Here is a 21,894-nt window from a genome sequence, read left to right as displayed (position 1 = left end):
ACGTCTGGGGGCCGGGTATTTGTCATAAACACACCGCCCGCGCCGGGCCGGCCCCCCCCCGCCCCGGGGCGCCCCACGGCCGTTCCCGCTGCGCGGGGATCAGCACATCATCTTGACCATCTGGAAGATGGCGGCCGCCTCCTCCGGGCTCGCGTTCTTGCCGTTCGCCGCCACCCGCTCCGCGACCGCGTCCCTGATCTCGGCCTCCGGCTCGCCCGCCCTGATGTCGGCGCAGGTCTGGTTGAGCGTGTTGCCGAGCGCGGCGTCGTCCTTGCCGCTCGCCAGCGCCGGGAAGGCGCTGCGGAAGCTGATGACGAAGGTGCCCGCCTTCACGGCGTCGACGAGCTGCGGCGCCGAGGTGGTTGCCGCGGCGGAGCTGGAGCTGGACGTCGCGGTGGCATCGTCCCCGCCGCACCCGGCGAGAACCAGGGTGAGGGCGGTGGCACAGGCCGCGACGGCGGCGTTCGTTCTGATCACGGGCGGGATGCTAGCGGCCCGGAAACGACGGCGCCCCCCGTGCGACGTGAACGGGAGGCGACGAACGGCCGTCCGGTGGCCGGATGGTGACCTTCCCGTGACTGGCGGATGCCGTGATCACCGTCATAGAGTGTTCGCCGTTGGCAAGGCCCCGCGCCGGGTGCTCGCCGGGCAGCTCAGGGCCGATTCATTTCCGATCGTGGGAAGCAGGTCTCATCTTCATGCGGGTAGTTCGTTCTCTGGTCGCCGGTGCCCTGATCGCCGGTGCCGCTTCGGTTTTCGCCGCTCTCGGGGCCGGTTCGGCCGGTGCCGTCGCGGTGACCCCGCTGCCGGGCGGGGTGCAGGTCGACCTCAGCCCGGCCGACACCGCGTTCGTGTCGCAGAACAATGTCGGTCTCGCTATCGCCGGGCTGCCGCACCCGTCGGCGGCCTCCTTCGGCACGGCGCTGGACGCCGCCGCCGACGTCTCCACCCAGGTGCCGAACGGGCGCGTCACGTTCACGGTCTACGGGCCGCTGAACGAGCTCAACGGCACCATGCTGGCGCTGCAGTAGCATCTGCCCCCGTGGGACTCCATCAGCGGATCCGCTCCGCACCGGTCGACTTCGACGCCGTACGGACCGAATTCGACCTCCCGACGGAGTACCCGGCCGCAGCGGTCACGGAGGCCCGCGACGCGATCGACGCGTTCGCGGGCCTTCGCCGTGACCGGACCGACCTCGCCTTCGTCACCATCGATCCACCCGGTGCCATGGACCTGGACCAGGCCGTGCACCTCACCCGCACCGGCACCGGCTTCACCCTGCACTACGCCATCGCCGACGTGGCCGCGGTGGTCAGGCCGGACGGCGCGCTGGCCGCGGAGACCCGCTCCCGCGGCCAGACCTACTACCTCCCCGACGGCAGCACCCCGCTGCACCCGCCGGTGCTCGCCGAGGACGCCGCCAGCCTGCTGCCCGACGTGGACCGGCCGGTCGCGCTGTGGACCGTCGAGCTGGACGAGCACGCCGCTCCGCGGAGCTACCGCGTCGAGCGCGCCCTGATCCGGTCCCGCGCCCGCCTCGACTACGCCGGGGTGCAGGCCGCCGCCGACGCCGGGACGCTGCCCGCCGCGATCGCGGCGCTCCCCGAGTTCGGCGCGCTGCGCATCGAGGCCGGGCTGGAACGCGGCGCCATCGCGCTGCGGCTGCCCGCGCAGAGCGTCGTCGCCGACGACGGCGCGGACGGGCGCTGGCGGCTCGTGCTGGAGCCGCGCACCGCCGCCGACGACTGGAACGAGCAGGTCTCGCTGCTGGTCGGGATGTGCGCGGCGCGGATCATGCTGGACGCCGCGGTACCCGCCGGGCTGCTGCGCACCATGCCCGCCCCGCCGGACTCCGCGGTCGCCGCCATGCGCCGCACCGCCGCCGCGCTCGGCGTCGCCTGGCCCGCCGAGCTGCCGGTCGGCCGCATGCTGGCCGGGCTCGACCCGAACACCCCCGCCGGGCTGGTCCTCAACTCCGAGGCGACGACGCTGCTGCGGGGCGCCGCCTACCGCCCCTTCGGCGTCGACGGCGCGCCCGTCACGCCACCGGACGACCCGGCGCACAGCGGCCTCGGCGCGCCGTACGCGCACGTCACCGCCCCGCTGCGGCGGCTCTCCGACCGCTTCACCACCGAGATCTGCCTGGCCCGCTGCGTGGACACCGAGATCCCGGCCTGGGTGCGCACCGGGATGACCGCCGCCGCCGACGCCATGAAGCGCAGCGACACCACGGCGAACCGGGTGGACCGGGCCTGCGTGGACCGCACCGAAGCGGCGCTGCTCGCGCCCCGGGTCGGCGCGGAGTTCGACGCGGTCGTCCTGCGCGAGGCCGCGGGCAACAAGCCCGCCGAGATCTTCGTCGCCGACCCGCCGGTCCTCGCCCCCTGCACCGGCGACCCCCCGGAGGGCTCCCGCATCCGCGCCCGCCTGACCCGGGCCGACCCGGCAGCGCGCAAGGTGGAGTTCGGCTACCGAGTCCCCTGATGTGTGGTCGGCCGGGCACGCGGCCGTCGTGGCCGCCGGGACGGCGATCCACCACCGAGCGGGGCACCGCCCCGCTGTGCCGCCTCTCCGACCACGTCATCACCGATATCTGCCTGGCTCGCTGCGCCGGCGCCGCTATGCCGGATCGGGCACGCGCCGGATTGACTGAATCCGCCACGCGCGCGAAGCGCGGCGATACCCTGGCGAACACGGCGCACCGGACCTGCGCCGGAGCGGTGACACCGACGCCGACCGGTCACCGGCCGTAGCAACCCTCGACCGGCCTCGGTCCTCGGCGCGCGGCGATCCGACAGCAGCCCCGCGGCGACGGGTGCGGTGTACGGCGGAGGGTGACGGCGGGCTCATGCTGTCGAGGTCCGGCGCCTAGGGGTGGGCGCCGATTCAGCAGGGGGATCGAATCATGCTCGAGGCCGATATTCAGCAGCTGCGCACGCTGGCGACCACCGTGGCCGAGGTGGGAGTCGCGATCGACCGGATCGATGTGCGCACGACCGGCACCACCATGCGCACCGCATTGCCCGGCTGCGCGATCGGGGCGGGTTGTGCGACCGCGGGTGAGTACATCGAGGGCGCGTGGCTACGGGTCGCGCGGCGGCTGGCCGAACTGTCGACCTTGCTCGTCGCGTGCGCCGACAACTCCTCGATGACCGAGGACGAGTTCACGCGGAAGCTGAGCGCGATGGCCTTCGACTCGGCGGGCGGACAGCGCTGATGCCGACGCGATCCGAACTCGACAGGTGGGATATCGACAGACTCCGCGTGTGGGCGGCCGAGATCCGAGCGGGCACCACCTCCTATCAGGACGCGCTCCGGCGCATGAGTACCCACTTCGCCGATACCCGGTGGCTCGGGAAGGCCGCGGACGCCGCGGGGGATCGCATTGCCGAGCACGTCGACGAGGGCCGGAAGCTCGGCATCGAGAACGGCGAGTTCGCGGATGCGCTGGACGCGGCCGCCGGCCGGTTGGAGAGCGAACGGAGCAACGTCCGCGCCAGGGTCGGCGACGTCGAGAGCGACTCGACCACCGCCGCGACCTTCACCGTCGGCGATACCTGGCTGGTCGACCTCGATACCCTCGAGTCGCCGATCGACGCGAAGAATCCGCGGTTCACGACTATCCCCGCTCGGCTGCGAGCACACCAGGACACGATCGACACCGCGCTGAGCGGGCTCGACACCGCGATCGACGAATTCAGCACCCTGATCGCAACGAATGCACAGGAGATTCGCGCCCGTGGCAACCAATTCGGCGCCGGGAACTCCCGGAAATCGGCGGCCTCCCCGCAGACCGCGGAGCAGGTCGCTGCCGCCAGGGCGGAGCTCGATCGCCTTGTCGCGCTGAAGTACGCGGGGACCGGCGTCGATTCGATCACGGGTGAGCCCATCGACAACGCCATCGACCGGGCGCGGAACGAATACGGCAAATGGCAGCAACTGGCGGACACCCAGATGAACCTCGACGACTACACCGAGAGTGAGAACCGATTCACCCGGGCGGGAGAGTTCATCTTCCACGAGATGAAGACGAACGTCGCCTCGGCCGAGGTGGAACGCATGTCGCAGCTGAACGACCCGAACTGGTGGGAGATCGCCTCGCCGGCCACCACCGACACAGCGGCGTCCGCACTGCAGTTCTACGACATGGTGAAGACGGGCGGGCCGTGGGACCACAAGCCGATCCTCCAGGAGAAGTTCGGTCTGGCCGCGGAGGACGACTACTACTTCAAGGATCCGTCGCAGAATCGGGCGGTTTTCTACGACATCTACTCCAATATCCACTACGGATATGTCGGCCGAGCGGCAGGATTCCCCGAGGAGAGCCTGATCGCGGCAGCCAACCTCAACGACGGCGCGACCGGCGTGAACGACGCGGGTGACGACATCACCATGCGCGTCGGCGTCCAGCTCTACGAGCGCTACGGCAGCGATCTCACGCAGATACAGCTGCACGAAGGTATCGCGCAGGCGATGAACGAGATGGAATCGGCGCTGAGCGCGGGAAAGCCGACCACGCAGCTGCGGGTGACCCAGTGACGGCGCGCGGTTCCGCCGCGCCGCGGGCGACCTGGCCATCGTTGCGGCTGTACATGCTGTACCTGATCGTCGCAGGCACCGCTGGGATCGGTACCTCGAAGCTGATCACCGATACCGTCGCGAGGTCGTGGCGGGATTGCGACGCGGCCGGTCCGGGTGATGGGTGGATCCTGCTGCTGATGTGGTTCCCGAACGCGGTCGCGGTCGGGGTGTGGTGGGTGGCGGTGCTGCTCCTCGGGCACCGGCTCGGTACCCGAGTGCCTGCGCTGATCCGGGTGCCTGCGACCCTGCTGCTGTGTCTGTCAGGGTCGCTGGCGGCGCTGTGGATCATGATGGTGTGGCTGCACGACCCGGGGGGCACGATCGTGCACCCCGTCTGCCCGCCGGGGAACACGCCGCCGTGGTGGCCGACCTGGGTGCCCCTGTAGGCGCGGCACCGCCCGTTCGATTTGGATCTCGGAGGTCGGTGCGGCCGCGTTCGACTGCACCGACCCGGCGTCCGTCTCCGGCCGTCTAGCCTGCGTGTACGGCGGGGCCGCTGCCGTTGCGGGCGGCGACGGTGACCTTCTCGCCCGCCGAGGCGGTGTTCTTCTCGGGCTCGGGGGCACGCACGTGCCCGTGCTCCTTCAGCTTCGCCAGCGCCTCCGGGTACTTGGCCACCGCCTTGCGCGCCGCCTTCTTCTCCGCCTTGGCGAGCTCGGCGTAGATCCGCCGGGAACCACCGTCGGCCTCGGCCTCGCCCGCCCGGACCAGGATCGCGGCCCGCGACTCCACCGCGTCCTGGTGGTCACCGAGCACGGTCTGCAACTTCTTGGCCCGATCCCCGGCCGCCGCGGCCTCGGGGCCGATGCTCTCGGTCGCCGCCTCGCACGAGTACCGCAGCCGCTTGGCCGCCTTGCGGATGTCGTGCAGCAGCTCGACCCGCTCGGCGCCGGAGAGCGACTCCAGCTTCTTCGCCTTCTTGGTGAGCCGCTTCCGGTCGGCGCGCAGAATCCCCTCGAAGACCTGCGGCGCGGGCAGCTGCGCGTGGGTCGGCAGCAGCGGCGGCGATTCGCGCCAGAGCGCCAGTGCGGTGTGCAGCTCGGCGTAGCGCTCGCCGTCCAGCGCCTCCAGCACGGCGGCGTGCGCGGCGGTGTACCGGTCCCGCTCGGCCCGGACCAGCCGGGTGCCGAGCGCGTCCCGGCGCACCGTGCCGCGCTTGGAGTGCGCCTCGACCAGCCCGGCGAACCGCTCGGCCCGCACCTCGGCATCGCGAGCCTCGCCGAGCACCCCGGCCAGCCACTTCAGCTCGGCGCCGAGCTCGGCGGCGGGTTCGGCTTCGAAGAGGCTCCCGTAGGAGCGGAGCACGCTGCGGAGGCGGCGGGTCGCGACCCGCATCTGGTGCACCGAGTCCGGTGCGTCCGCCCGCACCGCGGGCTCGGCGGCCAGCAGGCGGTCGGTGTCCTCGCCCAGCGCGGTGACGGCGGCGGCTCCCGCGGTGGCGGTCATGGTGATTCCTTCGCGAAACGATCGGTCGCCTCGACGAGGCGATGGGTGATTCCCGGTTCGGCGGCCGCGTGCCCCGCGTCGCCGATCATGTGCAGCTCCGAACCCGGCCAGGCCCGGTGCAGCTCCCAGGCGCTGGTCGCCGGGCACACCACGTCGTGTCTGCCCTGGACGATCACGCCCGGAACGCCCGCCAGCGCGCCGATGTCGCGCAGCAGCTGCCCCTCGTCGAGGAAACCGCCGTGGCGGAAGTAGTGGTTCTCGATCCGCGCGAACGCCAGCGCGAAGCGCGGCTCGGCGGTCTCGGCGACCCGGTCCGGCTGCGGCAGCAGCGAACTGGTCGCGCCCTCCCAGGTGGACCAGGCGACCGCGGCCCGCAGCGCCCGCTCCTCGTCCGGGGAGTGCAGCAGCCGGTGGTAGGCCTCGACCAGGTCGCCGTCGCGTTCGGATTCCGGCACGGGTGCCAGGAACCGCTCCCACTCCTCGGGGTAGAGGTACCCGGCGGAGCCGTTGTAATACCAGTCGATTTCCTTCCGGCGGAGCAGGAAGATGCCGCGCAGCACCAGCTCGGTGACGCGCTCCGGGTACCGCTGCGCGTAGGCGAGCGCCAGCGTCGAGCCCCACGACCCGCCGAAGACCTGCCAGCGCTCGATGCCGAGCCTTGTGCGCAGCGCCTCGATGTCGGCGATCAGGTGCGGCGTCGTGTTCGCCGCCAGGTCGGCGCCGTCCGCCACGTGCGGCGTCGAGCGCCCGCAGCCGCGCTGGTCGAAGAGCACGATGCGGTAGGCCGCCGGGTCGAAGAACTGCCGGTGGAACGGCGCGGTGCCGCCGCCGGGCCCGCCGTGCAGGAACACCACCGGCTTGCCCGCGGGGTTCCCGCTCACCTCCCAGTACAGCGCCTGGCCGTCGCCGACCGCGAGCATGCCGCTGTCGTGCGGGGTGATCGGCGGGTAGAGGGTGCGCATCAGAAGGCGATCCCCGCGGCCAGGTTCGGCAGCCCGAGCGCCTCGATCGCCTGCTGGTGCACGTCCGGGCAGGCACCGGTCAGCGTGCGGTCCACGACCGCCTTGTCCGCGAGCACCTGCCCGTTGATGCCGCCGTTGCGCAGCGCCCACTCGTGCACGAGGGCGTTCAGCCCGATCCGGCCCAGCGTCGGGCCCTGCACCCGGAAGTTGGAGAGCTCGGGGCGCAGCATGTTGCACAGGTCGGTGGCGGCCGCGGCGGGCACGGTGAGCGGGGCGCCCGCGCCCGGCGTGGTCGCCGGGCCGGGCGCGGTGCTGCTCGGCGCGGTGGTGGTACTGCCCGCGCTGCCGGTCGGCGTGCTCGTCGTACCGCCGCATGCGGTCAGCGCGACCGCGCCGAGCAGGGCGGCGCCGAACAGCGCGCTACGGGACATCCAACGGGGGAGCGGCATCGGAACCTCTGTGTCGTTCGGGTGATTCGGTTCCCCCGAGTCTGCCACCGGCTCCGGTCAGAAGGTGTGCTCCGGCGCCGGGAAGGTGCCGCGCCGCACCTCGTCGGCGTAGCCCGCCGCGGCGTCGCGCAGCGCGTCCCCGACCGCGCCGAAGCGCTTCACGAACTTCGCCGTCTTCCCGCTGGTGTAGCCCGCCATGTCCTGCCAGACCAGCACCTGGGCGTCGCACTCGGCCCCGGCGCCGATGCCGACGGTCGGGATGGTGAGCTTGCGCGTGACCTGGCCCGCCAGCTCGGCCGGGACCATCTCCATCACCACGGCGAAGGCGCCCGCCTCCTGGACCGCGATGGCGTCGGCGATCAGCTGCTCGGCGCCGTCGCCGCGGCCCTGCACCCGGAAGCCGCCGAGCGTGTTCACGCTCTGCGGGGTGAAGCCGATGTGGGCCATGACCGGGATCCCGGCGGCGGTGACGTGCGCGATCTGCTCGGCGACCCGCTCGCCGCCCTCCAGCTTGACCGCGTGCGCCTGCCCCTCCTTGAGGAAGCGGGTGGCGGTGGCCAGCGCCTGCTGCGCCGACGACTCGTAGCTGCCGAACGGCAGGTCGGCCACGACCAGCGCGCTCGGCGCGCCCCTGACCACGCCGCGGACCAGCGGGAGCAGCTCCTCGGCGGTGATCGGGACGGTGGTGTCGTAGCCGTAGACGACGTTCGCCGCGGAGTCGCCGACCAGCAGCACCGGGATGCCCGCCTCCTCGAACAGCCGGGCCGTCGAGTAGTCGTAGGCGGTGAGCATGGACCACTTCTCGCCCGCGGCCTTCAGCTGGGCGAGGTGCTGCACGCGGGTCTTGCGGCGGGCGGGGGCGGCCGTGGTGGCAGCGCCGTAGGCGGGGGTTTCGGCACCGGATACGGACATCGTCGTCCCTTTCGTCGATTCCTCGAGGCCCGATACGGGTCCCCGGGTGGGGTGACGGTTCCAGTGTGCCACCGCCCCCGGAGGCGGCACAGCGGCCTCCGGCGGTGCGATCGATCACAGGGCGGACCCCGGCCTGCGGCGCGCGGGACTCGCGCGGTGCCGACCCGGTCGCCTGGTTCTGCCAGGATCGTCGGCATGCGATCGGTGCGCGGATGGCGGGACAGCAGGACGGCAGGACGGCCGGTGCGCGGCGGAACGCGGGCGGGGGTGGCGCTGCTCGCGCTGACCGGGGCCGCGCTGACCGGTTGCACCATCGACCGCGACGAGCCCGCGGCGCTGCCGCCCACCCCCGCGAGGCTGGAGCGCTTCTACGACCAGCGGCCGGAGTGGGGGTCCTGCGCGGACTTCGTCGGCGAGGGCGAGCGCGTGGCGCCGAACATCGAGTGCACCAGGATCGAGGTCCCGGTCGACTACGCGCGCCCGGACGGCCCGACCGCGAAGATCGCGCTCTCCCGGATCCCCGCGAGCGGGCCGAAGATCGGCTCGCTGCTGTTCAACCCCGGCGGCCCCGGCGTCTCCGGGCTCGGCATGGCGGGCGTCGGCGCGGGCACCCCGCTGGCCGAGCGGTTCGACCGGATCGGCTTCGACCCGCGCGGGGTCGGGGCCTCGGAGCCGGTGATCGCCTGCCTGACCCCGCAGGAGGCGGACGCGGAGCGCGCCGAGCCGCCGCTGGACAACGACCCGGCGGGCATCGCCGCCGCCGAGGCGGAGAACCGGGAGTACGCCGGGCGCTGCGCCGACCGCACCGGCGCCGACTTCCTCGCGCACGTCGGCACCCGCGAGGTGGTGCAGGACATGGACGTGGCGCGCGCCGTGCTCGGCGACCCGAAGCTGAACTACCTCGGCTACTCCTACGGCACCAGGATCGGCGCGGCCTACGCCGAGAAGTTCCCGGACCGGGTGCGCGCGCTGGTGCTGGACGCCGCCGTCGACCCGGCCAGCGACCCGGTCGCCGAATCGCTGCGCCAGGCCGCGGGCTTCCAGCTCGCCTTCGACGGCTACGCCGCGAAGTGCGCCGAGGACCCCGACTGCCCGCTCGGCACCGACCGCACCGCCGCGGTGAGCCGCTTCCGCGCCCTGGTGGACCCGCTCGCCGAGCGCCCCGCCGCCACCACCGACACCCGCGGCCTCAGCTACGGCGACGCCATCACCGGCGTGCAGCAGGCGCTCTACACCGACGACCTGTGGCAGGTGCTCACCCTCGGCCTGGCCGAGCTGCGCGACGGCCGCGGCGACACCCTGCTGCAGCTCGCCGACATGTACGACGGCAGGCGCGAGGACGGCAGCTACGACAACACCCAGGACGCCTTCAACGCCATCCGCTGCGTCGACGACCCGCGGATCACCGACCCGGCGATCGCGGGCAGGCAGGACACCGACTACCGCAGGGCCGCGCCGTTCCTGGACGACGGCCGCGGCACCGGCGCCGCGCCGCTGGAGCTCTGCGCCTCCTGGCCGGTGCCGAACTCGGGCAACCCGCGCCGGATCGAGGCGCCGGGGCTGCCGAAGACCGTGGTCGTCTCCACCACCGAGGACCCGGCGACGCCGTACCAGGCCGGGGTCGAGCTGGCCGAGCAGCTGGGCGCCGCGCTCATCACCTACCGCGGCAACCGGCACACGGTGGCGCTGGTCGCCGGGGTGCAGTGCGTGGACCGGGCGGTGGTGGAGTACCTGGTGAACCTGACCGAACCGGCGCCCGGGCTCACCTGCTGAGCGGCTCACCGCGGCCGCGCGCGAGCTGTGCGCTCTGTACCGAATGAAGCCGTAGCGAAGTCGTGTCCGCATGTAACACGGATTTAACGCCGGGTGCTTACGCTCGCCACCATGGATCGCCAGAAGGAATTCGTGCTGCGGACCCTCGAGGAACGTGACATCCGCTTCGTGCGGCTCTGGTTCACCGACGTGCTCGGCTACCTGAAATCCGTGGCGATCGCCCCGGCCGAACTCGAGGGCGCCTTCGAAGAGGGTATCGGGTTCGACGGCTCGGCGATCGAGGGCTTCGCCCGGGTCTCCGAGGCCGACATGGTCGCCCGCCCCGATCCCTCCACCTTCCAGGTGCTGCCGTGGGCCTCCAGCAAGGGCCACCAGCACTCCGCGCGCATGTTCTGCGACATCACCATGCCGGACGGCTCGCCCTCCTGGGCCGACCCGAGGCACGTGCTGCGCCGCCAGCTGAACAAGGCGGGCGATGTCGGGTTCAGCTGCTACGTGCACCCGGAGATCGAGTTCTTCCTGCTGAAGAACGGCCCGGCGGACGGCAGCGACCCGATCCCGGCCGACACCGGCGGCTTCTTCGACCAGGCGGTGCACGACTCGGCGCCGAACTTCCGCAGGCACGCCATCGACGCGCTGGAGTCCATGGGCATCTCGGTGGAGTTCAGCCACCACGAGGGCGCGCCCGGCCAGCAGGAGATCGACCTGCGCTACGCCGACGCGCTCTCCATGGCCGACAACGTGATGACCTTCCGCTACCTCATCAAGGAGGTGGCGATCGACGAGGGCGTGCGCGCGACCTTCATGCCCAAGCCGTTCTCGCAGTACCCGGGCTCGGCCATGCACACCCACATGAGCCTGTTCGAGGGCGAGGCCAACGCCTTCCACGACCCGGACGACCCGCAGAACCTCTCCGCCACCGCGCGCGCCTTCATCGCGGGCATCCTGGAGCACGCGCCGGAGATCAGCGCCGTCACCAACCAGTGGGTGAACTCCTACAAGCGGCTGATCCACGGCGGCGAGGCGCCGACCGCGGCCTCCTGGGGCCGGTCCAACCGCTCCGCGCTGGTCCGGGTGCCGATGTACACGCCGAACAAGTCCTCCTCGCGCCGGGTCGAGATCCGCAGCCCCGACTCCGCCTGCAACCCGTACCTGACCTTCGCGGTGCTGCTCGCGGCCGGGCTGCGCGGCATCGAGAAGGGGTACACGCTGCCCCCGGAGGCCGAGGACGACGTCTGGTCGCTGACCCCGGCCGAGCGCCGCGCCATGGGCTTCCGCGAGCTGCCCGGCACGCTGGACGAGGCGCTGGCCGCCATGGAGAAGTCCGAGCTGGTGGCCGAGGCGCTCGGCGAGCACGTCTTCGACTTCTTCCTGCGCAACAAGCGCCGGGAGTGGGCCGACTACCGCAGCCAGGTCACGCCGTGGGAGCTGCGCGAGTACATGGGGCTGTAAGCCCTGTAGTTTTGGCGGTATGGTCCGGCCCCCGACTGCGCGTTCAGCTGTTCCCGGCGTCGGACGGCTCGGTCTGCTCGAGCCGAACGCCGCCGCCGACCTGCGCGAGCTGGGGTGGGACAACGTCGACGGCATCCCGGTGCTGTGGGCGCTCTCCCGGGCGCCCGACGCCGACCTGGCGCTGACCACCCTGATGCGGCTGCGCGAGGCGCTCGGAACCGGGTGGGCCGAGCTGGATTCCGCGCTGCGCACGGACAAGTCGCTGCGCGGCAGGCTCTTCGCGCTGCTCGGCGCCTCCAGCGCGCTCGGCGACCACCTGGTCGCCGACCCGGCCGCCTGGACCGAGCTGCGCCGCACGGAGCTGCCGACCGCCGAGCAGCTGCGCGCCGAGCTGCTCGCCGTGGTCGAGGCGGTGCCGGAGCAGGGCCCGGCCGCAGGGCCGCTGGTCTTCCGGGCCGGGCGCAGCGGGCCCGAGGTCGTTCCGCTGCTGCGCAAGCGGTACCGCGACCAGCTCATGCTGCTCGCCGCGCAGGATCTCGCCGCCACCGTGGAGAACGAGCCGGTGCTGCCCTACGCCGTGGTCGGCAGGCAGCTCGCCGACATGGCCGACGCCGCGCTCACCGCGGCGCTCGCGGTCGCGATCGCCCGGGTCTGCAAGGACCGGCCGCTCGAGGTCAGGCTGGCGGTGATCGCCATGGGCAAGACCGGGGCCCGCGAGCTCAACTACGTCAGCGACGTGGACGTGCTCTTCGTGGCCGAGCCCGCCGACGCCACCGCCACCCGGCTCGCCGCCGAGCTCATGACCGTCGGCGGCACCGCCTTCTTCGAGGTGGACGCCGCGCTGCGCCCCGAGGGCAAGGCGGGCGCGCTGGTGCGCACCCTGGACTCGCACCTCGCCTACTACCAGCGCTGGGCCCGCACCTGGGAGTTCCAGGCGCTGCTCAAGAACCGCCCCGCCACCGGCGACCTCGAGCTCGGCCTCGCCTACCGGGACGCGCTCATGCCCATGGTGTGGACCGCCTCCGAGCGCCCCGACTTCGTCGCCGACGTGCGCGCCATGCGCCGCCGGGTGGAGGACCTGGTCCCCGCCGACCTGCGCGAGCGCGAACTCAAGCTGGGCCACGGCAGCCTGCGCGACGTCGAGTTCGCGGTGCAGCTGCTGCAGCTCGTGCACGGCAGGGTGGACGAGGCGCTGCACGTGCAGAACACCACCGAGGCGCTGGCCGCGCTGGCCGACCGCGGCTACATCGGCCGCGACGACGCCGCCAACCTCACCGCCTCCTACGAGTTCCTGCGGCTGCTGGAGCACCGGCTGCAGCTGCAGCGGCTCAAGCGCACGCACACGCTGCCCGCGGCCGACGACGAGGAGGGGCTGCGCTGGCTGGCCCGCGCCGCGCACATGCGCCCGGACGGCAGGCAGGACGCGGGCGGGGTGCTGGTCAGCGAGATCCGGCGGAACACCGTCCGGGTGCGCAGGCTGCACGCCAAGCTCTTCTACCGGCCGCTGCTGGAATCGGTGGCCCGGCTGGACTCGGACGCGCTGCGGCTCAGCCCGGAGGCGGCGGTGCGCCAGCTGGCCGCGCTCGGGTACGCCGAGCCGGAGCACGCGCTCGGGCACCTGCGCGCGCTCACCGGCGGGGTCGCGCGCAAGGGCCGGATCCAGACGCTGCTGCTGCCGACGCTGCTGGAGTGGCTCGGCGACACCCCGAACCCGGACGCCGGGCTGCTCGCCTACCGCCGGGTCTCCGAGGCGCTGGACGAGCAGACCTGGTTCCTGCGCGAGCTGCGCGACGAGGGCGCGGTGGCGCAGCGGCTGATGATCGTGCTCGGCTCCTCGGCGTACCTGCCGGACCTGCTGATCAACGCACCGGAGACGATCCGGCTCTACGCCGACGGCCCGCAGGGGCCGCTGCTCTGCCGCACCCAGCCGGAGGAGGTCGCGCGCGGCATCCTCACCGCCGCCGCCCGCTACGACGACGCCAGGCGCGCCGTCGCCGCGGCCCGCTCGCTGCGCAGGCACGAGCTGGCCAGGGTGGCCTCGGCCGACCTGCTCGGGCTGCTCGACGTCCCGCAGGTGTGCCGGGCGCTCTCCTCGGTCTGGGTGGCGGTGCTGGAGGCGTCGCTGCGCGCCATCGTGCGCTCCGACGAGCGGGAGACGAGGGAGCCCGCGCCCGCCGACTTCGCGGTGATCGGCATGGGCAGGCTCGGCGGCATGGAGCTGGGGTACGGCTCCGACGCCGACGTGCTCTTCGTCTGCGACCCGCGGCCCGGCGCCGACGAGACCAAGGCCGTGAAGTGGGCCAACAGCGTCGCCGACCGGCTGCAGAAACTGCTCGGCGCGCCGAGCACCGACCCGCCGCTGCAGGTGGACGCCGGGCTGCGGCCGGAGGGGCGGAACGGGCCGCTGGTGCGCACCCTCGCCGCCTACGCCGCCTACTACCGGCAGTGGGCGCAGCCGTGGGAGATGCAGGCGCTGCTCCGCGCCCACCAGGTCGCGGGCGACCAGGAGCTCGGCGTGCGCTTCCTGCACGTCGTCGACGAGGTGCGCTACCCGAAGGGCGGGGTCTCCGCGGAGGCGGTGCGCGAGATCCGGCGGATCAAGGCCAGGGTCGACGCCGAGCGGCTGCCGCGCGGCGCCGACCCGGCCACGCACACCAAGCTGGGCCGCGGCGGGCTCGCCGACATCGAGTGGACGGTGCAGCTGCTGCAGCTGCGGCACGCGCACGAGGTGCGGGGGCTGCACAACACCTCGACGCTGCAGTCGCTGGACGTCATCGCCGAGACCGGGCTGCTCGACGCCGAGGACGTGGGGCTGCTGCGCGACGCCTGGATCACCGCGACCGCGGCCCGCAACGCGCTGGTGCTGGTGCGCGGCAAGCCCAGCGACCAGCTGCCCGGCCCGGGCCCGCTGCTCTCCGCCGTCGCCAAGGTCGCGGGCTGGCCCACCGACGACGGCGGCGAGTTCCTGGACAACTACCTGCGCGTCACCCGCAGGGCGAAGGCCGTCGTGGAGCGGGTCTTCGGCGGCTGACGGTAGGCTCGCCCGCATGGACCGCGCACCCCTCACGGGCCGCGATCCCCGGGGGGCCGAGCACAGCCGTGCCCCGGGGACGGGGCAGGACACCGATCAACCGACAGCCCGCTTCGACACTCCGCCACGGCCGGACAGCGGCGACGAGCCGACGGCCCGTACCGCAGGTCCGGCGCGGCCGGGCATGGCGGGCCCGCCCGCCTCGCCTCGCCCGCGGCGCTGGTGGCACCGGCTCAGCGCGGCGCTCGGCTGGCTTGCCGTCGCCACCGCCCTGCTCGGCATCGCCCTGCACTACGGCGTCTCGCAGCGCTTCTCGGCGGTACTGCTCGCCTCCTTCGCCCCGTACCTGATGCTCGGCGCGGTCCTCGCGCTGCTCTGCTTCGCGGTGGCGAAGAGCTACCGCTCCGGCGCGCTCGCGCTGGCCGTGCTGGCGGGCGCCTGCTGGACCCAGCTCCCGCTCTTCGTCACCGACGGCCACGCGGGCAACGGCCCGCCGCTCACCGTCCTGCAGTCCAACTTGCTCTTCGGCGAGGCCGACACCGAGGCGGTGCGCGCCCTGGTGCGCGACGAGCGGGTCGACGTGCTCACCGTCCAGGAGCTCACCGCGGAGGCGGCGACCCGGCTGGACGCCGCCGGGCTCGCGACCGACCTGCCCCACCGCTACCTGGAGGCGCGCCCCGGCGGCGGTGGCGGCGGCATCTACAGCCGCTACCCGCTCCGCGACGAGCGCCGCTTCGACGGGTTCGAGATGGCGAACCTCGGCGTCACCGTCGACCACCCCGACCTGGGCGCGATCACGGTGCTGAACTTCCACCCCATGCCGCCCCCGATCAACTTCGGCGCCTGGACCCACGAGATGGCCCGCACCCGCGAGATCCTCGCCGCCACCACCGGCCCGGTCGTGGTCGGCGCCGACTTCAACGCCACCCGCGACCACACCGCCTACCGCGCGCTGCTCGACCACCGCTTCGCCGACGCCGCCGAACTCGCGGGCGCCGGACCGCAGCTCACCTTCCCGGCGGACCGCGCCTGGGGCCCGCTGATCGGCATCGACCACGTGCTGCTCGCGGACGGCACCGCCGAATCCGTGCGCACCATCACCGTTCCCGGCTCCGACCACCGCGCCGTCCTGGCCCGGCTCCGCCTGGCAGGCTGAGCGATACGCCGCCCGCGCCGCCTGCGATTAGCATGTGAACGCTCGACGGTGCTTTCCGGGGAGGACAACCGAATGCGAACGACCATGCCGCGGCTCTGCGCGGCGCTGCTGGCGACCGGGCTGCTGCTCACCGGCTGCGCCAGCGGCTTCACCAATGACGAGCCACGCGCCGCCACCGCGGCCGAGAACCCGTGGCAGATCGCCGGTTCCACCTCGAGCACCGGGCCGAGCGGCCCGCGCGACGGCGTGCCGGACAGCACCAAGACCGCCGAGAACGGCGACGGCGGCGCCATGGACACGCTCGCGCTGAACGCGCTCGCCGACGTCGAGAGCTTCTGGCAGGCCGAGTGGCCGGAGCACTTCCAGGGCGACTTCCGCCCGGTCACGAAGATCATCTCCTGGGACGCGACCGCGCCGCGGAACGAGGCCGTCGAGTTCTGCGGCGAGGACACCTACGAGTTCGTGAACGCCGCCTACTGCGGCCGCGACCACTCGATCGGCTGGGACCGCGGGGTGCTGCTGCCCGAGCTGGTGAAGAGCTTCGACGACATGGCCGTCGTCATGGTGCTCGCGCACGAGTACGGCCACGCCGTGCAGGGGCAGGCGAAGATGTCGAACCGCGCCACCCCGACGCTGGTTCAGGAGCAGCAGGCGGACTGCCTGGCGGGCGCCTTCCTGCGCTACGTCGCCGAGGGCGACTCCGCGCACTTCACCCTGAACACCACCGACGGCCTGAACGCCGTGCTCGGCGCCACCGTCGCGGTCCGGGACCGCGACCCCAACGACCCGGACAACGTGCACGGCACCGCCTTCGAGCGGATCACCGCGGTGCAGGTCGGCTACACCGACGGCGTCGCGGGCTGCACCCGGATCGACCAGGCCGAGATCGAGGCGCGCCGCGGCAGCCTCCCGGTCACCTTCGAGTACGGCGAGGAGGAGGGGCAGCTCCCGGTCGACGAGGAGTCCCTGGTCAGCATGGCCGCCGCGCTCGACCGGATCATGCCGCTGTCGAAGGCGCCCACCTTCGACTACGACGGCGTCGGCGCCCGCTGCGCCGGGGCGACCCCCACCGAGCCGGTGGCCTACTGCCCGGACACCGACACCATCGGCACCGACATCGCCGAGCTGGCCGAGCGCGGCGGGCCGCAGCAGGGCGCGGACGCCCCGCTCTCGGCCATCGTCAGCGGTGACTACAACGCCTTCGTCGCCTTCGTCTCCCGCTACACCCTCGCGGTGCAGCGCGACCGCGGCATGGCGCTGACCGGCGCGGAGAGCGCGGGGCTGCGCACCGCCTGCCTCTCCGGCGCGGTCACCACCGCGCTCAGCGAGGAGGGCAGCGATCCCCGGCTCTCCGCGGGCGACCTGGACGAGGCGGTCTCCGGGCTGCTCGCCGACGGCTTCGTCGCGAGCGACGTGGACGGCGCGGTGGTGGCGAGCGGCTTCGCCAGGCTGGAGGCGTTCCGGCTCGGCGTGCTGGAGGGCGAGCAGGCCTGCTACACCCGGTTCGCGTAGCGGGTCAGGCCGACGGGTGCGCGGGCGCGCTGCGCGCCCGCAGCCAGCCGGTCAGGTCGGCGAAGACGGCGGCGCGCTCCGGTTCGTTGAAGACCTCGTGGTAGAGGCCGTCGTACCGGAGCACGCACTTGTCCGCCGAGGTGACGCGCTGGTCCAGCAGGTCCGCGCTGGAGGGCGCGGCGATGGTGTCGCCGGTGCCGTGCAGCACCAGCAGCGGCTGGCTGACCCGGCCGAGCCGCCCCTTGATCCGATCCGCCGTGTCCATGATCTCGACCGCGGTCCGGGCGGGCAGCTTGCCCCGGAAGACCAGCGGGTCCTCGTCGTACCGGCGCACCACCTCGGGGTCGCGGCTGATGTCGGCGGAGTCCAGCTGCAGCACGCCGAGCCCGGGCAGCGCGCGGGTGAGCAGCGGGGCGAGCAGCCGCTGCACCGGGTTGCCGAGCGGGATGTCGAGCGGCGGCGCGGAGAGCACCACCCCGGCCAGCTCCGGCGGCGTGCCCCTGGTGAGCAGGTGCAGCACCACCAGGCTGCCCATCGAGTGGCCGAGCAGGAAGCGCGGCGCCCGCGGGTGCGCCGCCGTCGCCCTGGCCAGCAACGCGGCCGCGTTGTCGGCGGCGGCGTCCATCGAGCCGATGTTCGCGGTGCCCGCCCCGGCCGAGCCGCCGTGGCCGATGTGGTCGAAGGTGTAGACGGCGAAGCCGTGGCCGGTGAGGTGCTCGGCCAGCTCGGCGTAGCGCCCGGCGTGCTCGGCGACGCCGTGCACCAGGATCACCACCCCGCGCGGCGCGCCCCCGGGCTGCCTGGTGTACCAGGCCACCCGCCCGCCGGTGCCGTCGAAGGTGCCGCTCTCCGGAAAGCCGTTCGTGGTGAAGCCGGCCATGCTGAGCTCCTCGGTTCGAAGTGCGCGGTCAGCCGGCCAGCCGGTCCAGAAGCCGCCGGTCGAATTCGATGAGGCGAGCGTAGTTGAGCCGGGAGATCCGCTCGTCGGTGCCGTGGATCCGCTCCAGGTCCGCCCGGCTCAGCACGATCGGCGCGAAGTTGCACCTGGTGCCCGCCAGGCCGTCGTAGTGCCTGGAGTCGGTGGCGCCCGGCACCAGCCCGGTGGTCACCGCGATGCCGGGCACCACCGCGCGGGCCAGCTCCGCGACCAGCTCGAAGGCGGGGCCGGGGCCGCTGGTGTCGGAGGGCTCGGAGGCGAGCCCGACCAGTTCGATGGTCAGCCCTGGGTCGCGGGCGACGGCCCGGCAGTGCTCGAGCACGCTCCGCACCGAATCCCCGGGCAGGATGCGGAAGTTCACCAGCGCCTCGGCGCGCTGCGGCAGCACATTGGCCTTCACCCCGCCGTGGAAGACGGTCGGGGCGGTCGTCGTGCGCACCAGCGCCTCGGTCTGCGGCGCGGCGGCCAGGATGCGGATCACCAGGGGCGCCGCCACCCTGGCGGCGCGCAGCAGGATCCGCCGCGCGCGCGGCATGGCGAGCCGCAGCCTGCCGACCATGTCCGCGATCACCGGGGTGAGCCGCAGCGGCATGGGGTTGTCCTGGATCCTGGCGACCGCGCGCGCGACCCGGCCGACCGCGGTCTGCTTGCCGGGCATGGAGGAGTGGCCGCCCACCTGGGTGGCCGAGATCCGCACGGTGGCGTACCCCTTCTCGCCGACCATGACGGTGGCGACCGGCGCCTCGACGCCGTCGGCCAGGTCCTCGGCGATCACGCCGCCCTCGTCCAGCAGCAGCTCGGCCCTGACGCCCGCCGCCCGCAGGTGCGCCGCCATCCGCACGGCGCCGGAGTCGCCGAAGGTCTCCTCGTCGTGGCCGAAGGCCAGGTAGATCGTGCGCCGCGGCCGCACCCCCGCGGCCAGCGCCGCCTCGGTGGCCTCCAGCAGCGCCAGCACCCGGCTCTTGTCGTCGATGGCGCCGCGGCCCCAGATGAACTCCGCGTCCACCACCCCGGCGAACGGCGGGTGCGTCCACCGGGTCTCGTCGTCCACCGGCACCACGTCCTGGTGCGCGAGCAGCAGCGCCGCCACCTGCTCCGGCTCGCTCCCCACCCAGCGGTACAGCCTGCTGTGCCCGAACCGCGTGCACTCCAGCTCCCGGTGCACCAGCGGGAAGGACTGCTCCAGGTGCGCGCCGAGCCGGTCGAACTCGCCGTCGGCGGCGTTCGTCGGCGGCTCGGTGGAGATGGTCACGCAGCGCAGCGCGGCGGCGAGGCGCTCGGCGACCGCGTCGTCGACCGGCGCGACGGCGGGGCGGGCGGCGGTCTCGGTCACGGCGCCGGGGCCGGGGCGGGGAGATTCAGCGACACACTCGCATTCTCCACCACGCCGGGCCCGAGCGTGATCACCCGCTCGGCCTTCCACTTGATCAGGTCGATTCCGGCGCCGCCGGGCAGGTCGGCGGTGCGCAGCGCGGTGAGCAGCGGCAGCTCCACCTGCGCCGCGGTGACCGTGACCGGCGCGTTCACCCCGGCATTGGCCCACACGTCGTCCACCATGTCCACGATCCGGATGCCGATCCGGTGCCCGGCCGCGATCGGCCAGTCCTGGGCGAGCATCCGGATCCGCGCGGTCTCGGCGACCGGGGCGATGCCGCGGGTGATCGCGGTGGCGCGGCCGCTCGGCTCCACGTCGTAGATCTCCACCGCGACGGTCGCGGCGGGCGGGCCGTCGAGCCGCAGCACCGCGGTCGGCAACCCCGCCAGGTGCTGGGTCGTCGGCAGCGGCTCGGAGATGGTCCAGATCTCGCGATCCGGGCCGGGCAGCAGCCCGCGGTGGGTGTAGGTGCCGGTGCGCAGCTCGACCGGGACCCGCCGCGCGTCGGCGGGCGGCCACTGCCGCTCGCCGCGCCAGGTGCCGTCCGCCGCGTTCACGGTGATCCGCGGGCCGGGCACCTCGACGTCGCGCCCCGCGACGTGCCGGTCGAAGAAGGCGCGCACCTCACTCGCGAAATCCGGGCCCGCGCACTTGTCCAGGCAATCCCGGTGCCCCCACTGCCCGAACCAGGCGCGGTGCTCGCCGGGGCCGAGTGCCTCCCAGAGATCGAATACCCGGTAGGGGCGGGTGTTGTAATCCACCAGCCCCTGGCCGAGGAAGACCGGGACGGTGCTGCCGCGCACCCGCTCGATCAGTTCCCGGTCCCGCCAGAAAGCGGTGTTCGGGTCGTGGTTCGCGGTCTCCGCGAGATAGGGGAGATAGCAGTCGAGCGGAATCTGCCCGGCATTCGCGCGGTACTCCGGCGACGAATTCCAGTGCCCGGGAATCGAGGCGAAGAGCAGGTGCTCGAAGCCGACGCCGTCGGCCGGGCGCAGCCCGGTCTCCACCACCGGTTTGCCGGAGAAGCGCCACGAGATGCCCTGCATGTACAGGTAGGCGTACGGGTCGACCACCGGGCCGAAGCTGGCCACCGCGGCCAGCCCGCGCGGCTGCTCGGCCAGCCCCATCACCCCGGCCCAGCCCTCGTAGGAGAGGCCGTACAGCCCCACCCGGCCGGTCGACCACGGCGCGTCCGCGGCCCACTCCACCGCCGTCCGCACGTCGTTCCGCTCGCCGGGCCCGCCGTAGTCCGGGCAGCCGGACGAGCCCGCGAACCCGCGCAGGTCGACGATGACGTAGGTGTACCCGGCCGCCAGCAGCGTGCTGACCGGCAGGTAGTCGGTGGCAGGGCCGCCCTGCGGGCGCGGCAGCGTGAGGTACGCGAGCTGGTTGCGGTAGGGGCTCACGGTCATGACCACCGGGGTGCGCACGTCGTCGGCGAGCCCGGCCGGGCGCAGGATGTCGACGTGCAGCCGGGTCCCGTCCGCGGCGGTCAGGTACTCCTCCCGCCACTGGAAGGCGGGCTCCGGCCCGGCCGCCGACACCGGCGCGAACAGGCCGAGCACCAGCAGCGCCCCGGCCACCGCGCGAATCACCATCCCGATCGTCACCCGAGCACTATCGACCGCCGCGCGGAATCGCGCCAGACCCAGGATCGGGGGTATCGGCGCAGCGCCGCGCCGAATCGCGCAGTGCCGGAATCGAACCGATGTCGGTCGGAAATCCGACGGGCCGGGCGGGCGCGCGGGCGTATGATCGGGCACATTCGATGGCTCGGGGGCTGACATGACCGATCCGACCGCCGGTGAGTGGGAGCAGTTCGTGCGCGCGCTGGCGCGCTGCCTCGCCGAACTTCCGTCCAGGGCGACGCTGGTGATCGCCGCCTCCGGAAATCGCTACGCGCAATTCGCGCAATTCGATATCCGCCTCTCCGCCGAATTGGCGGGCAACGATTTCCTGCTGGAGCCGATCTCGCCCGCGAACGCGCAGCGGCTGCGCGAACTCGGCTGGAGCGCCCCCGACGCGGGCCGCGACGTCGACAACTGGAACCGCACCCTGCTCTGGCCGATCTCCCGGCACACCTTCACCGAGCTCGCCAGGGGCGCCGCGATCGGGCTGCACGACGCCATGGGCGTGCGCTCGCCCGCCGACCTGCGGGCCAGCGGCTGGACCGACAACCGCGGCGCGCTCGACCTCTCGGTGCTCGGCGTCCCCGGGCGCCGCGAGCCGCCGGATCGCAGCCCGGCCCGCGGTTGAGTCCGCCGCCGTTCGGAGTGGCCCGGCTCCCGGCACGTGGGCACAGCCCGG

Annotated in this window: 19 protein-coding genes; 11 read left to right on the top strand and 8 right to left on the bottom strand. The window is 73.4% G+C overall.

Going from position 1 to position 21,894, the window contains the following annotated elements; genetic code table 11:
* Positions 1 to 99: 99 nt before the first annotated feature.
* Positions 100 to 477 carry a hypothetical protein gene (locus ACFUUZ_RS12805; protein WP_378695521.1) on the bottom strand — a complete coding sequence of 126 codons (378 nt, stop codon included), beginning with the start codon at positions 475 to 477 and terminating at the stop codon, positions 100 to 102.
* Between the two features lie 221 nt (positions 478 to 698).
* Between ACFUUZ_RS12805 and ACFUUZ_RS12800 the strand changes: the two genes are divergently transcribed.
* From ACFUUZ_RS12800 to ACFUUZ_RS12780, 5 genes are all read left to right on the top strand, one after another.
* The gene (locus ACFUUZ_RS12800) at positions 699 to 1,031 is read left to right on the top strand and encodes a hypothetical protein (RefSeq protein WP_378695520.1); all 333 of its coding nucleotides are present in this window, start codon (positions 699 to 701) and stop codon (positions 1,029 to 1,031) included.
* 11 nt (positions 1,032 to 1,042) lie between these two features.
* Positions 1,043 to 2,485: an RNB domain-containing ribonuclease gene (locus ACFUUZ_RS12795; protein WP_378695519.1), complete on the top strand. Its 1,443-nt coding sequence runs from the start codon at positions 1,043 to 1,045 to the stop codon at positions 2,483 to 2,485.
* A gap of 421 nt (positions 2,486 to 2,906) precedes the next feature.
* Positions 2,907 to 3,218, top strand: a complete 312-nt coding sequence (locus ACFUUZ_RS12790) for a hypothetical protein (RefSeq protein ID WP_378695517.1) — start codon at positions 2,907 to 2,909, stop codon at positions 3,216 to 3,218.
* A gap of 47 nt (positions 3,219 to 3,265) precedes the next feature.
* Positions 3,266 to 4,540 (top strand): polymorphic toxin type 44 domain-containing protein, encoded by a 1,275-nt coding sequence (locus tag ACFUUZ_RS12785; protein ID WP_378695515.1) that lies wholly within the window; start codon positions 3,266 to 3,268, stop codon positions 4,538 to 4,540.
* Positions 4,537 to 4,968 carry a hypothetical protein gene (locus tag ACFUUZ_RS12780; protein WP_378695513.1) on the top strand — a complete coding sequence of 144 codons (432 nt, stop codon included), beginning with the start codon at positions 4,537 to 4,539 and terminating at the stop codon, positions 4,966 to 4,968. Before ACFUUZ_RS12785 ends, ACFUUZ_RS12780 begins: the two co-directional genes overlap by 4 nt.
* Positions 4,969 to 5,053: 85 nt before the next feature.
* On the opposite strand, the gene ACFUUZ_RS12775 is transcribed toward ACFUUZ_RS12780, so the two are convergent.
* From ACFUUZ_RS12775 to panB, 4 genes are read right to left on the bottom strand one after another with little or no spacing between them, the layout of a single operon-like run.
* A complete protein-coding gene (locus ACFUUZ_RS12775; protein WP_378695511.1) occupies positions 5,054 to 6,028 on the bottom strand; it encodes a CHAD domain-containing protein in 975 nt (324 codons plus the stop codon).
* Positions 6,025 to 6,990: a prolyl aminopeptidase gene (gene pip / locus ACFUUZ_RS12770; RefSeq protein ID WP_378695509.1), complete on the bottom strand. Its 966-nt coding sequence runs from the start codon at positions 6,988 to 6,990 to the stop codon at positions 6,025 to 6,027. The genes ACFUUZ_RS12775 and pip overlap by 4 nt, the downstream gene beginning before the upstream one ends.
* Positions 6,990 to 7,439 (bottom strand): hypothetical protein, encoded by a 450-nt coding sequence (locus ACFUUZ_RS12765; RefSeq protein WP_378695508.1) that lies wholly within the window; start codon positions 7,437 to 7,439, stop codon positions 6,990 to 6,992. The genes pip and ACFUUZ_RS12765 overlap by 1 nt, the downstream gene beginning before the upstream one ends.
* 57 nt (positions 7,440 to 7,496) lie before the next feature.
* A complete protein-coding gene (panB, locus tag ACFUUZ_RS12760) occupies positions 7,497 to 8,351 on the bottom strand; it encodes a 3-methyl-2-oxobutanoate hydroxymethyltransferase (protein ID WP_378695506.1) in 855 nt (284 codons plus the stop codon).
* Positions 8,352 to 8,546: 195 nt separating this feature from the next.
* On the opposite strand from panB, the gene ACFUUZ_RS12755 reads away from it, so the two are divergent.
* From ACFUUZ_RS12755 to ACFUUZ_RS12735, 5 genes are all read left to right on the top strand, one after another.
* Positions 8,547 to 10,124: an alpha/beta hydrolase gene (locus tag ACFUUZ_RS12755; RefSeq protein ID WP_378695504.1), complete on the top strand. Its 1,578-nt coding sequence runs from the start codon at positions 8,547 to 8,549 to the stop codon at positions 10,122 to 10,124.
* Positions 10,125 to 10,235: 111 nt separating this feature from the next.
* Positions 10,236 to 11,576 carry a type I glutamate--ammonia ligase gene (gene glnA / locus ACFUUZ_RS12750; protein ID WP_378695502.1) on the top strand — a complete coding sequence of 447 codons (1,341 nt, stop codon included), beginning with the start codon at positions 10,236 to 10,238 and terminating at the stop codon, positions 11,574 to 11,576.
* 19 nt (positions 11,577 to 11,595) lie between these two features.
* On the top strand, positions 11,596 to 14,607 hold the full coding sequence (locus ACFUUZ_RS12745) for a bifunctional [glutamine synthetase] adenylyltransferase/[glutamine synthetase]-adenylyl-L-tyrosine phosphorylase (RefSeq protein ID WP_378695500.1): 3,012 nt from the start codon (positions 11,596 to 11,598) through the stop codon (positions 14,605 to 14,607).
* A gap of 184 nt (positions 14,608 to 14,791) precedes the next feature.
* On the top strand, positions 14,792 to 15,763 hold the full coding sequence (locus ACFUUZ_RS12740; protein ID WP_378695498.1) for an endonuclease/exonuclease/phosphatase family protein: 972 nt from the start codon (positions 14,792 to 14,794) through the stop codon (positions 15,761 to 15,763).
* Between the two features lie 72 nt (positions 15,764 to 15,835).
* Entirely contained in the window at positions 15,836 to 17,275 is a 1,440-nt protein-coding gene (locus ACFUUZ_RS12735; protein WP_378695496.1) for a metallopeptidase, read from the top strand.
* 4 nt (positions 17,276 to 17,279) lie between these two features.
* On the opposite strand, the gene ACFUUZ_RS12730 is transcribed toward ACFUUZ_RS12735, so the two are convergent.
* Genes ACFUUZ_RS12730 through ACFUUZ_RS12720 form a run of 3 tightly spaced genes read right to left on the bottom strand, consistent with a single transcriptional unit; the run spans position 17,280 to position 21,197 of the window.
* Positions 17,280 to 18,155: an alpha/beta hydrolase gene (locus ACFUUZ_RS12730; RefSeq protein WP_378695494.1), complete on the bottom strand. Its 876-nt coding sequence runs from the start codon at positions 18,153 to 18,155 to the stop codon at positions 17,280 to 17,282.
* A 28-nt stretch (positions 18,156 to 18,183) separates the two neighbouring features.
* Positions 18,184 to 19,545, bottom strand: coding sequence for a M20/M25/M40 family metallo-hydrolase (locus tag ACFUUZ_RS12725; RefSeq protein WP_378695492.1), 1,362 nt, complete (start codon positions 19,543 to 19,545; stop codon positions 18,184 to 18,186).
* Positions 19,542 to 21,197, bottom strand: coding sequence for a CocE/NonD family hydrolase (locus ACFUUZ_RS12720; RefSeq protein WP_378695491.1), 1,656 nt, complete (start codon positions 21,195 to 21,197; stop codon positions 19,542 to 19,544). Before ACFUUZ_RS12720 ends, ACFUUZ_RS12725 begins: the two co-directional genes overlap by 4 nt.
* 175 nt (positions 21,198 to 21,372) lie before the next feature.
* Here ACFUUZ_RS12720 and ACFUUZ_RS12715 point away from each other — a divergent pair, with 175 nt between their 5' ends.
* Positions 21,373 to 21,843 carry a hypothetical protein gene (locus ACFUUZ_RS12715; protein WP_378695490.1) on the top strand — a complete coding sequence of 157 codons (471 nt, stop codon included), beginning with the start codon at positions 21,373 to 21,375 and terminating at the stop codon, positions 21,841 to 21,843.
* The last annotated feature ends 51 nt before the right edge of the window (positions 21,844 to 21,894 follow it).

The organism is Nocardia sp. NPDC057353 (assembly GCF_042667085.1).
Lineage (GTDB): Bacteria > Actinomycetota > Actinomycetes > Mycobacteriales > Mycobacteriaceae > Nocardia.
The sequence above is the reverse complement of the archived record's forward strand: the minus strand, read 5'-3'. Positions and strand labels throughout refer to the sequence as shown.

Bases quoted from the DNA above. Each gene is read 5' to 3' on its own strand.
- ACFUUZ_RS12765 (WP_378695508.1), bottom strand. From the start codon at position 7,439: ATGCCGCTCCCCCGTTGGATGTCCCGTAGCGCGCTGTTCGGCGCCGCC.
- pip (WP_378695509.1), bottom strand. From the start codon at position 6,990: ATGCGCACCCTCTACCCGCCGATCACCCCGCACGACAGCGGCATGCTC.
- ACFUUZ_RS12745 (WP_378695500.1), top strand. From the start codon at position 11,596: ATGGTCCGGCCCCCGACTGCGCGTTCAGCTGTTCCCGGCGTCGGACGG.
- ACFUUZ_RS12800 (WP_378695520.1), top strand. From the start codon at position 699: ATGCGGGTAGTTCGTTCTCTGGTCGCCGGTGCCCTGATCGCCGGTGCC.
- panB (WP_378695506.1), bottom strand. From the start codon at position 8,351: ATGTCCGTATCCGGTGCCGAAACCCCCGCCTACGGCGCTGCCACCACG.
- glnA (WP_378695502.1), top strand. From the start codon at position 10,236: ATGGATCGCCAGAAGGAATTCGTGCTGCGGACCCTCGAGGAACGTGAC.
- ACFUUZ_RS12740 (WP_378695498.1), top strand. From the start codon at position 14,792: ATGGCGGGCCCGCCCGCCTCGCCTCGCCCGCGGCGCTGGTGGCACCGG.
- ACFUUZ_RS12730 (WP_378695494.1), bottom strand. From the start codon at position 18,155: ATGGCCGGCTTCACCACGAACGGCTTTCCGGAGAGCGGCACCTTCGAC.
- ACFUUZ_RS12775 (WP_378695511.1), bottom strand. From the start codon at position 6,028: ATGACCGCCACCGCGGGAGCCGCCGCCGTCACCGCGCTGGGCGAGGAC.
- ACFUUZ_RS12790 (WP_378695517.1), top strand. From the start codon at position 2,907: ATGCTCGAGGCCGATATTCAGCAGCTGCGCACGCTGGCGACCACCGTG.
- ACFUUZ_RS12735 (WP_378695496.1), top strand. From the start codon at position 15,836: ATGCGAACGACCATGCCGCGGCTCTGCGCGGCGCTGCTGGCGACCGGG.
- ACFUUZ_RS12715 (WP_378695490.1), top strand. From the start codon at position 21,373: ATGACCGATCCGACCGCCGGTGAGTGGGAGCAGTTCGTGCGCGCGCTG.
- ACFUUZ_RS12755 (WP_378695504.1), top strand. From the start codon at position 8,547: ATGCGATCGGTGCGCGGATGGCGGGACAGCAGGACGGCAGGACGGCCG.